Below are 15415 nucleotides of genomic sequence, written 5' to 3' on the forward strand. Positions count from 1 at the left end.
CTTAATTCAATGCTGAAATTATCGTCTGTATTTGATTGTAGTAAGTATCGTTTAGTTTATTTACACCTTGATACGAATAACTGAAGCTAAGAGTCTGATTATTTAATATTTGTGTAATAAATATTTCATCTGTGTTTTGCAAGACATCTCCCGCTTGGGTCGTTATTAGAAATCCATTAATCCTACCAATCTGATATGGCTTATAAGATATTGTTAGAGGCAACGCACCTTGTTCTATTGACTGCTTCGCTGAAATAATATCTTTTGCTTTTTGTTCAAGCGATGTGTTTAAGTCGTCAACAGCGATTGAAAGATACCTCTGACCTTGGTCATTATAAGCAAAAATTATTTTTTGTGGTGTTGAATTACCATTATCAGAAAATGTCGATGGATATTTAAACGAAAATCCCCTACCAGAGTCATAGGTTTTCCATCCAACAGTTTTACTAGCTGTAGTATTTAACCCAGGAGATGTTGAGTTTATTACACTGACACTTATGTTTTCTATGGTTTTCGCGCCAGTGCTATCTCTCGCTGTAATTATTATATTAAAATCACCAAATTTTGAATAAGCGTGATAAAATGGCGGATACAATTCTCCAAATTCATACTCTGCAGTGCCATCACCCCAATTTACAGAATAAGTTAAAGTACTACCCTCACCTTTGTCATTTGGACTAAAAGCATTGACCGTCCACGTACCTTTTTGATTCAAATCCAATTCCTTTGGTCCATTTACTTTTATCTCCGGAACTTTACATTTTATACTACCCATCGAACCGTTGTTCGTACATGGTTCTGTGGTATCAGATGTTGGCGTATTTTGAGTATTGATCACCTCCTTTTTGGTCTCTTGTTTAGCTTGAGCTGTTGTCTGAACTTCTGTATTTGTACGAGAGCTGTCAGGTAATATTGGGGCTTCAGCTTTCTTATTGGTATAAATATAAACACCACCGCCTACTACCAACAAAGCAATAATAGTCAAAAGCACTGGCACAAGGAATCCCTTTTGTATGTTCTTCATATATTCAAATCATAGCACAGATGTTCACAACGTCCACATGTTCAGCTCTAGTGTGCGCCGCCTGCACCAACGTCTTTTACTTCGCTTCGCTTGAAAAAGTCTGGGTGCATCGGCATCACTTTTTTACTGTCGTTGCACTCCTTAAAAATTGTGACCCTACCGGGAATCGAACCCGGATTTAAGCCTTGAGAAGGCTTCGTCCTAACCGTTAGACGATAGGGCCATGTTTGCTATTTGTTTAGATTAGCTCTACTAATATCGCACAAAATTTGATATTTATCAATCCCCTATTTTGGGTAAAGTAAAAGCCTCGGCACCATATAATGGCGCCGAGGCTTGATTGAGACTCAGATAAGACCCTAGGCCTTATCTGAGTACCGTGAACATGGTGACACGGGAAAATAGATTAATCGTCATGGTCCTCTCTAAACGGAACATTTCCGTTATTAATAAAAGAGTTGCACGACTTAGAACCACAAAACCTGGAGGCGTCCTCATGAGCAACGCGCCGTCTCCACATAAGGTCTCGAGTCCTTATCTTCCGCGATGATTTCCTTTGCCGTTTTGGCCAAGCTGATTTTTTGTTTGTAGGTCCAGTTTTCATACGATCAGTTGTATTTGTATTTTGGTTTACTATTTTCAATTTTCATATGCGATTTCTATAGGCGGAGAATTTCAGAGCATCTTCCCTACCACGTAACCATGAACATCAAGAAGATGATTCCCTTTTAGAATAGAGATTACACCTTCTGGACTGAAAAAAACAGCTACTGCAGTTGACCTAGGCTCTAATGCATAACACACAACAGCAGAATCATTAAAGAAGTTCTTGCCTGTTGCCAGGCGGTATGCAATGTGAATGTACAGAACTTCAATCAGCAAAAGAACTTTTGGAGAATCAAAGCTTATGCATTTTAAGACAGCAAACCAATTCCATGGTTTTTCATCGAAAGATTCCAGACATTCAATTTCCGGAATCAGGCCGCTGAGATCTCCAAACATTTTCGGAAAAGATTTTTGCATTAATGAAACTGATATCCCAGTAGGGATATAGAAAAGACAAACGCTTTCGCGCACCTCCCTCAATAAACGAAGAGAAGTTGGAATCCTCCTTCCACCCAACTGAGTTACATTCTCGATCTGCAATTTAATTTCTTGAGGGCAATGAGTTTCCGTAAAAACCCTGTTTGCTCCCAGTACTTTTTCAGCAGAACTCAATGCACATCTTAAGATTTTCTTCTTGTGAATTTTTTTTCTTTTTTCCTTCTTGATTTCAATTTGATTGTTGATTGTCGAACTTCCAAGTTTCTTTGACCGAGTTGTCCAAACCGACGATTTAATTGGCAAGGTTCTCATTTAGATATTTGTTTATCCATGAAAACAATGCCATTTTGTATTATAAAAGTCAAACCTTGTGATTTAAATCAATACTCTATGATTGTAGTGCTTTTATTAAATCCTAAAAGTTTCAGAATTAAAATATTATAAAAAAATCCCGGCGCCAACATCGTGTTGGCGCCGGGAACAGATTACGGACTATCGCTTTGGACCAATTCCCACGCCGTAGACATGGGATCCTTGAATCAATCCATTGCATGCTGGAATTGTGATTTCCGCATTATCCCGGAAATAAACAGCTATCTTTCCGCCAAAGCCCGTGTCACAAATGACACGTCCGGGGAAGTAGAACCGTTTTGCTTCTTGATAATAGAGAGCGTTCAAATAGATTAATCGGGCTAGATTCAAGTCTCCGCCTGATGAACTATTTTTGAGCACCCGGCTTGCAAGGTACCAACGCCAACTCCTGGTTTCATTATTTTCAGGGATTCCCCGGCAACCCTCAGGAAGTCCAGAGATGTCACCAAACAAGCCCGGATGTGCATCCACAAGTTGGGACACCCCAATCCGTGGAATTGCAAATAAATGAATGTGCTCAAACGACCTCGTCTTCATCTTCTCAATGTAGTCTGAGCTCAGATCAATAGTTTCCAAATTGGTCTGATCTTCGTGACTGGGAACAGTATCCTTAAACAGATAAGGGCAGTGCCGAGGAAAGAACATACGCCCTTCCCCTAAGGCACTTTTCACGTCTGAAGCACGGCAATGTCCGTACTCCTTTGTCGCAGGACCACACCCTGCTTTGGTTTGTTGTTTAGTTTGCAAATCACCTGCCACCCGTAATGGATGGCCCAATTGTGTAGACTGAATATTCATGTTATCAAAGGTCCTCATGACCAGGGAAAACAATACCATTGATTAAAATATACGTCAATGGTTGAGAAAATGGTGTAAAAAAAATTGTGGGGGGGGGCGACTAAAACTAGATACAATTCTTTCCATTAGGCGCAGTCTTATTGAGCGGTGCAACTCTTCCAGTTCCTACTGGTACAAATGTAGCAGAAGGTGTTGAGCTTGTGCCCGTGCCTGCCAAATCTACGCCAGCTGGCGCCCTATCTGGTGCCACTTGATAGTAACTGATTAAAAACTTAGATAAATCGATAAAAGGAATCGCTAGCGTATCAGATGAATAACTAACTCCCTTTGGATTCACGGTATAAATAAAAACTAAAAACTGTGGATTGTATGCGGGTAAAAATCCAACAAATGAGTGAAGATAAATACTATCGGAGTATCCCTTTCCACCACGAACCACCTGCGCTGTACCTGTCTTAACTCCAATTGTATAATTTGGATTCTTATATAATCCATTCTTTAGTGATGTGTCAAAATTATTAACCATCATATTTACCACTTCAAGCGCAGAGTCCTCCTTTATAACTCGAGCATCCATTTGAACTGGTATTTTTTTAGAAGTTCCAATCTTATAATTTATTTCTTTTACAAGTCTCGGCTTAACCATTACTCCCCCATTTGCAATAGCTGAAAACGCATGAATAGTTTCAATTGGAGTAACAGAAATTCCCTGACCGAATGAAGCTGTAACATGCTCAAGATCTCTATTTGTCTTTAGGTTATCAATCAAACCTGACGCTTCATTTGGTAAGTCAATTCCTGTTTTATTACCTAGCCCGTAATTTCTAAAATAATTAGAGAATACCTCATTACCAACTTTTTGTTCAACAAATGCAAATCCAGTGTTTAGTGATTTTGCCAACGCACATTGAAGTGTAATCACACCTCTTCCTTTTTTATCAAAGTTAGAAATAGTTTTATTATTAAAAGTTGCGGAACCCGTATCGTTGTATGTGGTTTGGGATGTAACCTTGCCTGTATCCACTCCTGTAGACATTGTTAGAGGCTTCATAATAGACCCCATTTCGTATGCACTTTCTACTAGGTCATTTCTGAAAAGAACGGGGTCTTTTACACTACTTATATCATTTGGATCAAACGATGGACTCAAACCCATGGCGTATATGTCGCCGGTCTGTGGATTCATAATAATAGCGCCAGTTCTTTCTGATGAGTACTGCTTATTAATTTTACTAATCATCTCCTCAACATAAGCCTGAGTTTTTGGTTCAATTGTAGTAACAATGTCACCTTCTAATGATTTTCCATCAATTACGGTTTTCTTAATATTTGAAAATGTCTCCACAAAGAAGTTTGCATAGGCATCAGATTGAGTCCTACTTAAAACATCGTCATACGCTCTCTCAAGTCCATATCTACCAGCAAATGTATCACCCTTATAACCCATAAATCCTAAAACATTTGAAGCTAAAGATCCCCCGGGGTAATATCTCCACTTGTCTTGGTACAAGCTTATTCCTGGTAATTTTAGAGCAATAATTTCTTCTCCAGTTTGTTGGTCAACCTTCTTTCTAATCTCTTCATATGGGTCATTCAACTTGTTTGCTTTAGCTATAAAATCATCGTGAACCAACTCAGGAATAAAAGGTAACAATTTAGTGTAAATATCCTCTGCGTTTCCTGCTTTTACAGCGGCCGGCTTCATCGCTAAAATAAAACCAGTTTTGAGTGAAGCTGCAGAAATTTGTGTGCCATCTTTTTGTGTAAAGAAAATAGTACCTCTATTAAAAGCTGTTGCTGGTTTTTGATATTGTCTGTCTGCTCTTTGTCTAAAATCATCAGATTGAACAATCTGTAACATATACAGTTTGATAAAAAGTAATACGGAGAAAGCCAATATAGCAAACGCGATTAATCTGATTCTAGATTTTAACATTACTATTCATTTTACTTTATTATTTACTTCATCGCCACCTGTAATTTATAATTACGATTATTTCATTGCTACGTTCTTTGAGACAAATTCACGAGATGCAAATATGGTATTTGCAGATGCATTTTGGAAGCCCAATTCATAAGCTTTCTCAATTGAAATATTATTAGATAATGACATATATTGAAATTCCAAATCACCTAACTTTGAGTTTAAGGCCACAATTTGTTCATCAGACTGATCCTTATCAAAAGCATTCCAAACAGTTTTATTGACCATATATCCATATGTTCCCATAAGAAACATAAAAACAGCCAAAAAAGACCAGAACAATGTTACTGAAATTCTGTCTATTATATTTATTGTATTTGTTACTTTTGTTGTCATTTTTTTTGGGAGTCTTACTCCTCTTTTAATTATTAATTTGCTTGAAACACTCTGAGTTTTGCACTTCTTGACCTTGGATTCTCGTCTGTTTCTTCCTCTGCTGGAACAATTGGTCTCTTTGTAATAATCTTTCCTAGGCCATCTTCTTCAAACTTTTTAAATGCTGTTTTGACGATTCTATCTTCAAGACTGTGATATGAGATGACTACAAGCTTCCCATCAGGTTTCAATTTATCTATTGCTTGTGGAAGTGTCTCTGTGAGTGCGTTAAGTTCATCATTAATCGCAATTCTCAGTGCTTGAAATGTTTTTGTTGCTGGATGCGTTTTTGCATGTCTTGCAAATGATGGAACAGAAGCCTTAATTATCTCTGCAAGCCTTGATGTTGTTGTGATTCTTTCAAGCGCTCTTGCATTAACAATTCCTCGTGCAATCTTATAAGCAAACTTATCTTCGCCGTATGACTCAATGATTGTCTTTATGTTTTCCTCATCCCAATCATTAATAATGTCTTCAGCGTTAAAACTTGTATCTGCTTCCTTATCCAATATCATCTTCTTACTTTGCTGTGATTCTGGGTGTTCTCCTCCGTTTGCAAAAGTCATAAGTAATGGTTCATCCTTCTTAAAGCTAAACCCTCTACCTGACTGTTCCAGCTCGTAAGAACTAAGCCCAAGATCGTAAAGTATTGCATCAGCAGTCTCTATCCCCTTATCGTCTAAAGCCTTTTTAAGATTTCTAAAATTGTCATTTATAAGAATTATATTTGGCCGATTTTTTAAATCCTTAAAAGCTATCTCAAAATTTGAAGCTGCCCTATCAATTGCATCATGGTCTAAATCAAAGCCAACAATAGTTACATCTCCATCCAATTGTTTTGCTATTTGCTCGCTGTGACCACCGTCACCAAGATTACAATCAATAAATACCTGACCTTTTTTTAAGTCCAATTGTTCTAGCACAGATTGTAAAAGAACAGGGATATGTCTTGTGAATTCCTTTCTAACGAATTCCTTCTTATCCCTAATTTCCCGCTTTCCTGTCTTTTTTCCTTTTTGAGTTTTGCGTTTTGTCATAATTTTTAGATTACACCAACTTCGCCTAACTTCTCAGCGATTTCATCGACATGCTTCAGGTTTTCAAGCTTGTAAGCCTTCCAACGTGATTCATCCCAAATTTCTATCTTGTTATATACGCCGGTAAATACCACCTTTCCAGTTTTATCAGAAAGTCCTGCATACTCTCTCAAGAAATCTGGAACAAGTATTCTGCCTGCGCCATCGACATCTAATTCAACAGCTCCTCCAAGGAACATTCTGTTGAAACCTCTACTACTAGCCTGCCCCATTGAAAGTGAACCTAGTTTCTCGGAGATTTTCTCCCATTCCTTGATTGAAAACATAAACAAACAGTTATCAAGGCCGTGAGTTACCACAACTTTTTTGCCAATCTCTTTCTTGAATTTAGCAGGTAAAGAGATTCTTTTTTTGTCATCTTGGCTGTGTGTATATTCTCCTATTAACATATTCTTTCTTTCATGGTTTTTATGGCTTAGTTGCAACGTATTTCTCAATTCTCAATCCTTACCACTATTTCCCACTTAGTTACTATTTTATACCACTTACTTCCCACTTGCAAACTCCTTTATGAAATATCTTGTGCATAACTTTTGAATCTACAAGCGGTGACGCAAATAATATTGCCATTTACAATATTGGTGGCTTAATATACTATTTGTAACTAGAAATACAGCTCCTAGACAAGGGTATATTTTGGAAATTCTGCAATCACAAACACAAACCAAAAAGCCAAATAGATGAACTCAAACAAAAAGTCGTCTGATTCTCGCCGGAGAAGGTCCCGTGCACAAAGTAGATTGATTGAGGCTAAAAAACAAAATGAGAGGATTATCTTACGAAACAAGGAGTATAATGATGCGAGGTTGGAACCCAACAAGAGACGAGATGCAGGGCGGGTTGTTCTCAAATTAGCGGCTCCAAGCTCTCGGGTCGGTGTACCATTTTCAGATTCTGTACACACTGGTATCAATCTCCATCAAAATAAGTCCTGTGGAAAAGCTCTTTTGCCATTTCACGACTGCTTTCGTGGCTTATGTTTCAGAAACGAAACAATGACTTTAGAAGACACACTTATTGAAGTCGGTGTTATCCATCAAAAGGCTGACTGCCATGGTTGTAGGGTGGAGGAAAGATACAACTTCATACTACTTGATGATAAACGGAACGTGATACATGGCGTACCTACTGGGCACACATTAAGATACACCTTAAGGGACAGAAATGATTTTATTCACGATGGCACAGAAGGATGTTTTAATTCTGCACATCTCGTCAAATATGTTTTAAAGATTACTGAAAGACGTCTGAAAATGGGTTGGTTTTGCAGATTAATTTCAAGCATAATCAACAGTAATGCGAGCTGGCGCAGAATCGCAGCAGTCAAGCTTTGTACTGGAGAAAAAACATTTGAGGAATTTTTAAAAACTACACATCGGGGCTAGTGAAAGTCCGATACAGCAAAAGGCGCATTCCCCTACGGGGAATGCGCCTTTATTATTTATCATTAGCCAGTAACACGTTTTAGATCTGCGATCAGAATACTATTCTAAAGAAATAACATGATACTCTATCTCTCCTGATGGAGTTTTGAATTTAAATTTATCCCCCTTCTTCTTTCCAAGTAGAGCTTGGCCTACTGGAGACTTGAAAGAAATCTTTCCAGCTGAAGTATCAGCCTCTTCTGATCCAACAAGAGTATAAACCTTCTCAGTTTTACTTAATGAAGTTTTAACATGCACAATAGAACCAATCTCAACCTTATCACTGTGATGAGATTCTATTATTTCTGAATTTACAAGAACGTTTTCAATCTGTGCAATTCTATCTTCAAGCGCAGCTTGTGACTCACGGGCGTCATGATACTCTGCATTCTCAGATAAATCACCAAGAGCTTTTGCATACTCAAGATTTAGCGCAATTTCTTTACGCTTAACAGTCTTAAGATGCTTAAGCTCAGCTTCAAGTTCCTCAAATTTTCCTTTTGTTAAATAATCTGTTTTTGTCATATTTTTTATAAGGCGCCAATTATAATCTATTTATCTAATCTTGACAAGAGACTGTTTTTTTATATATATTGTACTATTTTACGCCTACAAACAACGTTATTTCAACTAACCTCGCTTGACTTTCTTTAATTTGGTCTCTCTATCTCAATTAGATTTGCTGATGTACTACCTTTTGTATTTAGATCGTTATTTTTGGCTTTTTGTATTAATAAAGTTGAACTTGCGGATAATGAAGGGTCGGCAACATTAGCAGAGTCTGCGCTTACATCGTCCACCTTTACATCATCAACTTTGGGTGCCACATAATCTGCAAGATATTGCCTAGCATAAATATTCATCCAGTCCAATGACAATCTCATTACAGCAGTTGATCCATACAAAGCATCACTCGGGCCTTTTTCCATTATTACAGCAAACGCATACCTAGGTTTTTCAGCTGGCCAAAATCCAACAGCCCAAGAGTTAATATATTTTTTTAACGTACCAAGTTGCGCTGTTCCAGTCTTTCCAGCAACTTTTACATACGGTACATCAAGTGCTTTCATTGTTCCATCAGTTACAGTCATCCTCATTCCCTCTCGTACGACTCTAAAATATTCTGCATTACTTATAGCAATTTTATTTGATGCATTTTTTTGATCTACTAATCCAAATGCATTTAAAGTAGCTGAGTCTCTTGAAATACCCTGAACAGTATACTCCGACGTCGTTGACGCCATATTTAATGCAGGGGAAATTAAGTACCCACCATTTGCCAGCGCACAAACTGACTTAACAGCCTGAATTGGTGTTATCTGAAAACCATACTGGCCAATCGCTGTGTGATATGTATCTCCAAGCCTCCAAATATCGCCATTGAAGTTTTCTTTTTTCCATTCCTGAGTTGGAATAACTCCAACCTTACCTGTAAAATAATTATTTTCTGTAGTAGAACCAAAACCAAACATCTTCGCATATTTATCTATTCTATCAATTCCAAGACCTTTTTGGCCTGGAAAACCTCCTCCAATTTGATAGAAATAGACATCAGAAGAAACAGCTATAGCTTTTCTCATATCAGTCCAGCCGTTAACCTTCCAGTCCTTAAATATAGTAAACTCTCCAGGTTGATATGGATTAGGAACCTTTAATTGCCCCGTACTCTCTATTTGCTTCTCTGGGGTTATGATTCCCTCATTCAATGCACCTAACGCGAATATGGGCTTAATTATTGACCCTGGAGTATACAAACCATCACTAACTCTATCCAAAAACAAATTTGAATCATTAGATAAATATGAATTTATTTTTTCCACATCCTTTCCATCAGTCATTACGTTACTATCATATTCCGGAAATGAGACACTAACTAAAATCTCCCCTGTATTAACATCCATAATCACTCCAGCTCCGCCTTTAAAACCAGATCTTGCAGCAATATCCTTCATTGATGCATAAAATGCTTCCTGTAGCTTAGCATCAACTGTAAGTATCAAATCTGTTCCCTTTTCCATTGGTTTAATCAAACTACCAGGATAAGTTTTTCCATGAACATCAGTTTCTACAATCTTAAGACCGTTTTGTCCAAGTAAATTTGTATTAAAATATTTTTCTACCCCATCAAACCCTTTTAATTCAGTATTATAATAAAAACCAGATTTATCTTTTTGAGGATACTTTACATATCCCAATAGATTATGAGTACCCGCGTTCTCTCTGTAGGATCTTAAAGAAAATTCTGATTGAGTCTCATCAATTTTGTTCCATGCCAAAAGTCTTCCATATCTATCCATTATCGCCCCGCGCTCTGCAAATATTAAACTGTGATTTAAGTGATTATTCTCAGCAATCCTTCTAAAATCAGCCCCTCTATTTAATTGTATATCAGCAATTTGATACATATATACAATAGCGACAAAACAAAAAATAACACCAACTGCAATGATATTATTAAAATGTATCGGCTTCTCAATTCTTCCTTCAAATTGGTCTTCATCAAAATGTGGCAAGTTAGAAGAATCCAGAAAAATATCTTCTGGAAAAATTTCTGCATTTCTTGCTGATCTTCTTTTTTTCTTGAACATTTATTTATGAATAAAACCTCACCTGTTTCTTTATAACTCTAAAAATTATTATAACGAGTGTTAATAGTATAGTAAAAAACATTGGAATATGTCTACCATAGAAAGTAACAAAAATATCACTTCTGTATAAAAGGTCCAGAAGTAAACCTGCTATCACAGCTTCATAATATAAATAGAACCACGAGGATATAACAGCCAAAGATAATGGAACCCACCAAGGCATAATAAAAACGGACAATAACACTATTAGATTAACGTAAAATCTTTTTGATTTGAACATATCTTAATGAATTCATGTTAATAGGACTTTTAAAATAGACCTGTGAATATGCATCACCTTCGCTTGAATCAATGACCTCAATTGAGCCCAAAACAATTGTCTCAGATGATGGCCAGACAATAGGATCACCTATCTTTACCTTAATATTTTTAGGTAATTTTATATAGAAATTTCCACCACCTCTTCCTTCAACGGTTACAGAATTCAGATAATCTTTATCTTTAATATTTTTTGTGGTTGTAGAGTTAGCAATATCTTTTGATCCTTCTATTGGAGAATTAATAAGTGCATCAATTTTTTGCCCTGACGATGAGAAAAGTGTCACGGTTGAAGTATGTTTTGAAACAGAAGAAATTATCCCAATAGCATACATTCCATCGGAAAAAACCATGTCACCTTCTGCAATATCTTGATCATCACCAATATCTAATATCAATGAATCAAAAGGAGTTCTTGGAGGCCTCTCTATTACACTCGATAAAATCATATCAGAATTTACTGGTGTTTTTCCAAGCAGTGATCTTAAGTAATCATTCTCAGTTTGAAGAGAAACTATCAGCGCCTGCTCAGATAAATTTCTAGGCACAAATCTAGGTTCGCTTGTTCCATTAACTACGTACGCTCGTATATTCTGAACACTACTGACTAGAGATTTTTTTGCCAATATATAAAGCAGTGCACAGAAAATAAATAAAATTAACAAACTAATAAACTGTATTTTACTAAATACTTTTTTTTGATTTGAATTATATCTATTTCCTTGTTGGTAGTTCATCTTCATTTTGTATTAGCATTTCCTCAAAAATGTCCATGTCCTCTAGGATTATTCCAGCCCCTCTTGCAACTGCAGTAAGTGGGTCATCAGCAACAAACACAGGAATTCCAACATAAGCTGATAACACTTCAGGAAGACCCCTAATCAATGCGCCACCTCCTGCAAGGTGAATTCCATTTCTCATAACATCAGCCAATATTTCAGGTGGAGTGGTCTCTAGAACCTCTTTTACGGCCTCTAGGAAGGTATCTATTGATGCCCCTATTGCTTCTCTTATATCTGAGTCAGTTACAATAACTTCTCTTGGTAATCCTGTAACTAAATCTCTCCCCCTAATTGCAGCTTCAAGTGCTGGTTTATTTTCTACAACACTTGCAATTGCAATCTTTAAATCCTCAGCAGTCTTTTCTCCAATCAGAATTTTAAACTCATTTCTGATATAAGACATTATATCATTGTTTAGCTTATCACCGGCAACTTTTAGATTTTTTGCGCGAACAATACCGCCAAGTGATATAACAGCAATATCGGTTGTACCCCCACCGATATCAACTATCATACTTCCCGTAGCTTCTCTAACTGGAAGTCTTATTCCAATTGCTGCAGCCATAGGCTCTTCAATCACATGAACTTCTCTTGCTCCAGCATTTCTTGCTGCGTCACGTACTGCACGACGCTCAACATTAGTTATTCCATAAGGCACACCAACAACAACCTTTGGTCCAAGCATCTTCTTTGATAGCTCTTCAGATTTTTTAATTAAATATGAAAGCATTTCTTCTGTAATTTCAAAGTCAGAAATAACTCCATCAACAATTGGTCTTACAGCAAGAATGTGCCCTGGAGTTCTTCCGAGCATTGCCTTTGCTTGTGCGCCAACAGCAACAACTCTTCCAGTTTTTTGATTCACAGCAACAACTGACGGTTCGTTTATTATCACACCCCTTCCAGAAACATATACAAGAGTATTAGCAGTACCAAGATCTATTCCAATCTCATTGGAAGTCATTCTGAAAAATTTAGCTTTGATATTTTTAAACATGTATTTGGATGGTTGTATGATTGGGTCGTCAGTATCGTTTAAGGTCACAAATACAAGTACATTGTACTGGTATGATGCCTGACCCTTATACCGCTATTCTATATAAAATATAGGCTATAATCAACTTGCCACATCTACTATTTGAACATGTAAAATATATCCTTGAATGTTACAACCACCATTAGCCCAATTAGCACTATAAAACCTATACCATTTACCCACCCTATGATACTTGCCTTAATAGGTCTTCTTATTATTGCTTCTATTATGACCACAACAACCCTACCTCCGTCAAGAGCTGGGAATGGAACCATGTTAATTACAGCAAGATTTGCAGAAATAACAGCAATAATCATAAATAGATCTGTAATTCCTGCTTTTGCAGAGTCTCCTACAACATTAGCAATTCCTATTGGTCCAGTTACCTCTTTAAGAGAGCCTTTGCCTACAAAAATACTCCCAATAAATTTTGATAATCCTATTGTAATATTTTCTAGTAAATTAAATGTCTGAATACCCGCATAGTAAAATGATTTAAAGAATCCTATTTTTGCTTCTCCAATCATGTCCATAGAAATACCAGCCATTTTTTTATTTTGATCGCCCGACACTACTGGAGCAAAATTAAAAGCCTTTGCTTCTTCCTTTGATGTAATCTCTTGAGTTGATGTCGATGATGTAACAGACGCAGTTGAAGAACTTTTAACACCGGAAACAGATAATCTTTTCACTGTTACAGATACATTCTTATCAGCAGTTGAAATTGTTTTTTGAACATTTAAAATAGATAATGTAGGGCCTACAAATAAATCCTTACCATTTGAGATAGAAAGTATTTCATCTCCTGGCTTAATCCCAACTAATTCAGCAGGAGCTCCAGGAAGAACTGTTGTAATAATTAACTTAGGGTTTTGAACAACTTCTCCAGGGAATGTATCTACAGAAACCTTCGTTCCAATCATTAATGTTGCAACCAAAAATAGATAAGCAAGAATAACGTTAAATGTAACACCAGCAATAAGTACAACAATTTGTTGCCACTTTGGTTTTGCTAAAATACTGTCTTGAGTAAGACTATCCTCTGGATTCTCTCCATGAATTTTAACGTATCCACCAAGAGGAACAAGATTCATTGCAAACTTAGTCTTTCCAATCATCATATGGAATAGACGTGGTGGAAAACCAATAGCAAACTCATCAACTCTAATGCCAAACATTTTTGCAGCAAGGAAGTGCCCCAGCTCGTGAATGGCAATAAGAAGAGTTAAAACGAGTACGAATATTATTATTGTAGATATCATTAATTATTTATTAGTATTATTAAGTAAGATTTTTTATAGATCTTGACTGCCATAAATTATTCTAAATTTAGTAGACTAGATTATTATTTCTTTTTCTTTTTTTGCAAAATGAGCCTCTAAAATAGCCTCGCATTCCTTTACTATTTTCTCCATCTCTGTCTTTGCGCGCATCATATCATCCTCACTTAATTCTCCATCTTTCTTTTTTGTATTTATATCATCAGAAATTTCCCCACGCTCTCTTCTAAGGGCAACTTTTGATTCTTCAAGTTTTTGTTTTGCGATTTTTGCAAGCTGTTGTCTTCTCTCACCTGTTAGTTCTGGAAAAATAACACGTAGTCCTTTATCGTCAACAGAAACAGAAACACCAAGATTAGCTAGATTAATTGCCTTCTCTATTGTCTGAGTTTGGCTTCTATCCCAAGGTGTAATTCTTATTGATCTTGAATCCTCAGTCACCAGACTTGCTACACCTGATAAGTGCATAATACTTCCATAAGAATCAACCTTAATACCATCAAGGAATGAAACTGTTGCTCTACCTGTTCTTATTCCTGACAACTCTTTAATAAGCCAATCTTCTGTGCCTTTTGTTTTTTGTTTAAATGATGAAAAATCGTATGCCATAATGTTTGTATAATACCATATTGAGTTGGTTAAGTAAAAGTTCAAATGCCCGGCCCCTCTAGAGGGGCCGGGCATTAATTGACGTACAAAACCTGCAGCTGACCAAATGAGATAAAACCAATCAAAATTCAGACAAATAAATACGGTCCTTTTTGTCGCACTTCAATCGTTTGATCTGCGAATTTTCAGCGCAAACCACAACTCTGAAACTATCCTGAAAAAAGCGAAGGTGAACAAGGTTACTCACCTCATAGAGACTTCTCACTTGTTGAGACAAGACGTTGTCTTCATCAGTGTCAGACATCTCAATGTTCTCCGTCTTTTCTCCATCTTTTTCAAGGACAACAACATCCTTACCTCGAACGTTAGTCCAACCGCTTATTTTGTACCATGCGTCATTCTTTTTGGCGTCCACAATTTCTCGCCAGAAATCACGTAACGATTTTACTTTATTATGCGTGGATATGATCATAATTTGTCGCCTCCATCTATTTTTATAGCACACACAAAGTATTATTACAATTATTAAATATGTGTAGGATTATAGAAATACTGTCTACCTCAGCAACAAGACTTAACAATAAAAATACCCCACGAAACGGGGTATTTTATATTTTTCATTTTACAACTACTCCCTACTTCACTGTCCCATCCGCAAGCATCAACATCAAATCAGTTGCTGCA

15 protein-coding genes and 1 tRNA gene are annotated in these 15415 nt (G+C 36.8%); 1 reads left to right on the top strand and 15 read right to left on the bottom strand.

From position 1 onward, the window contains the following. Position 1: 1 nt before the first annotated feature. The 8 genes from WCQ00_03900 to mraZ all read right to left on the bottom strand — a co-directional run bounded on the left by WCQ00_03900 (position 2) and on the right by mraZ (position 7083). Positions 2–1024: a hypothetical protein gene (locus WCQ00_03900; GenBank protein ID MEI6042679.1), complete on the bottom strand. Its 1023-nt coding sequence runs from the start codon at positions 1022–1024 to the stop codon at positions 2–4. Between the two features lie 151 nt (positions 1025–1175). Beyond that, a tRNA-Glu gene (locus WCQ00_03905) sits at positions 1176–1247 on the bottom strand. A gap of 452 nt (positions 1248–1699) precedes the next feature. Beyond that, on the bottom strand, positions 1700–2380 hold the full coding sequence (locus tag WCQ00_03910; protein ID MEI6042680.1) for a hypothetical protein: 681 nt from the start codon (positions 2378–2380) through the stop codon (positions 1700–1702). A 180-nt stretch (positions 2381–2560) separates the two neighbouring features. Then, on the bottom strand, positions 2561–2977 hold the full coding sequence (locus tag WCQ00_03915; GenBank protein MEI6042681.1) for a hypothetical protein: 417 nt from the start codon (positions 2975–2977) through the stop codon (positions 2561–2563). A gap of 367 nt (positions 2978–3344) precedes the next feature. Next, positions 3345–5099, bottom strand: coding sequence for a penicillin-binding protein 2 (locus tag WCQ00_03920; protein ID MEI6042682.1), 1755 nt, complete (start codon positions 5097–5099; stop codon positions 3345–3347). A 132-nt stretch (positions 5100–5231) separates the two neighbouring features. Further along, positions 5232–5558, bottom strand: coding sequence for a hypothetical protein (locus tag WCQ00_03925; GenBank protein ID MEI6042683.1), 327 nt, complete (start codon positions 5556–5558; stop codon positions 5232–5234). A 32-nt stretch (positions 5559–5590) separates the two neighbouring features. Next, on the bottom strand, positions 5591–6634 hold the full coding sequence (rsmH, locus tag WCQ00_03930) for a 16S rRNA (cytosine(1402)-N(4))-methyltransferase RsmH (protein ID MEI6042684.1): 1044 nt from the start codon (positions 6632–6634) through the stop codon (positions 5591–5593). A gap of 5 nt (positions 6635–6639) precedes the next feature. Then, positions 6640–7083: a division/cell wall cluster transcriptional repressor MraZ gene (gene mraZ / locus WCQ00_03935; protein ID MEI6042685.1), complete on the bottom strand. Its 444-nt coding sequence runs from the start codon at positions 7081–7083 to the stop codon at positions 6640–6642. A gap of 606 nt (positions 7084–7689) precedes the next feature. On the opposite strand from mraZ, the gene WCQ00_03940 reads away from it, so the two are divergent. Beyond that, positions 7690–8079 carry a hypothetical protein gene (locus WCQ00_03940; protein MEI6042686.1) on the top strand — a complete coding sequence of 130 codons (390 nt, stop codon included), beginning with the start codon at positions 7690–7692 and terminating at the stop codon, positions 8077–8079. Positions 8080–8178: 99 nt separating this feature from the next. Here the strand turns inward: WCQ00_03940 and greA are convergent, their stop codons facing one another. The 7 genes from greA to WCQ00_03975 all read right to left on the bottom strand — a co-directional run bounded on the left by greA (position 8179) and on the right by WCQ00_03975 (position 15203). Next, positions 8179–8643 (bottom strand): transcription elongation factor GreA, encoded by a 465-nt coding sequence (gene greA / locus WCQ00_03945; GenBank protein MEI6042687.1) that lies wholly within the window; start codon positions 8641–8643, stop codon positions 8179–8181. Between the two features lie 125 nt (positions 8644–8768). Beyond that, on the bottom strand, positions 8769–10706 hold the full coding sequence (locus tag WCQ00_03950; GenBank protein ID MEI6042688.1) for a penicillin-binding transpeptidase domain-containing protein: 1938 nt from the start codon (positions 10704–10706) through the stop codon (positions 8769–8771). A 251-nt stretch (positions 10707–10957) separates the two neighbouring features. Beyond that, entirely contained in the window at positions 10958–11761 is an 804-nt protein-coding gene (locus WCQ00_03955; GenBank protein MEI6042689.1) for a rod shape-determining protein MreC, read from the bottom strand. Next, positions 11739–12803 (bottom strand): rod shape-determining protein, encoded by a 1065-nt coding sequence (locus tag WCQ00_03960; GenBank protein ID MEI6042690.1) that lies wholly within the window; start codon positions 12801–12803, stop codon positions 11739–11741. The genes WCQ00_03955 and WCQ00_03960 overlap by 23 nt, the downstream gene beginning before the upstream one ends. A 137-nt stretch (positions 12804–12940) precedes the next feature. Next, a complete protein-coding gene (locus WCQ00_03965; protein MEI6042691.1) occupies positions 12941–14104 on the bottom strand; it encodes a site-2 protease family protein in 1164 nt (387 codons plus the stop codon). Between the two features lie 75 nt (positions 14105–14179). Further along, positions 14180–14731 carry a ribosome recycling factor gene (frr, locus tag WCQ00_03970; GenBank protein MEI6042692.1) on the bottom strand — a complete coding sequence of 184 codons (552 nt, stop codon included), beginning with the start codon at positions 14729–14731 and terminating at the stop codon, positions 14180–14182. A 121-nt stretch (positions 14732–14852) separates the two neighbouring features. After that, positions 14853–15203 (bottom strand): hypothetical protein, encoded by a 351-nt coding sequence (locus tag WCQ00_03975; GenBank protein ID MEI6042693.1) that lies wholly within the window; start codon positions 15201–15203, stop codon positions 14853–14855. Positions 15204–15415 lie beyond the last annotated feature (212 nt).

The organism is bacterium (genome assembly GCA_037127815.1).
Taxonomy (GTDB): domain Bacteria; phylum Patescibacteriota; class Minisyncoccia; order Phycocordibacterales; family CAIZLB01; genus CAIJKW01.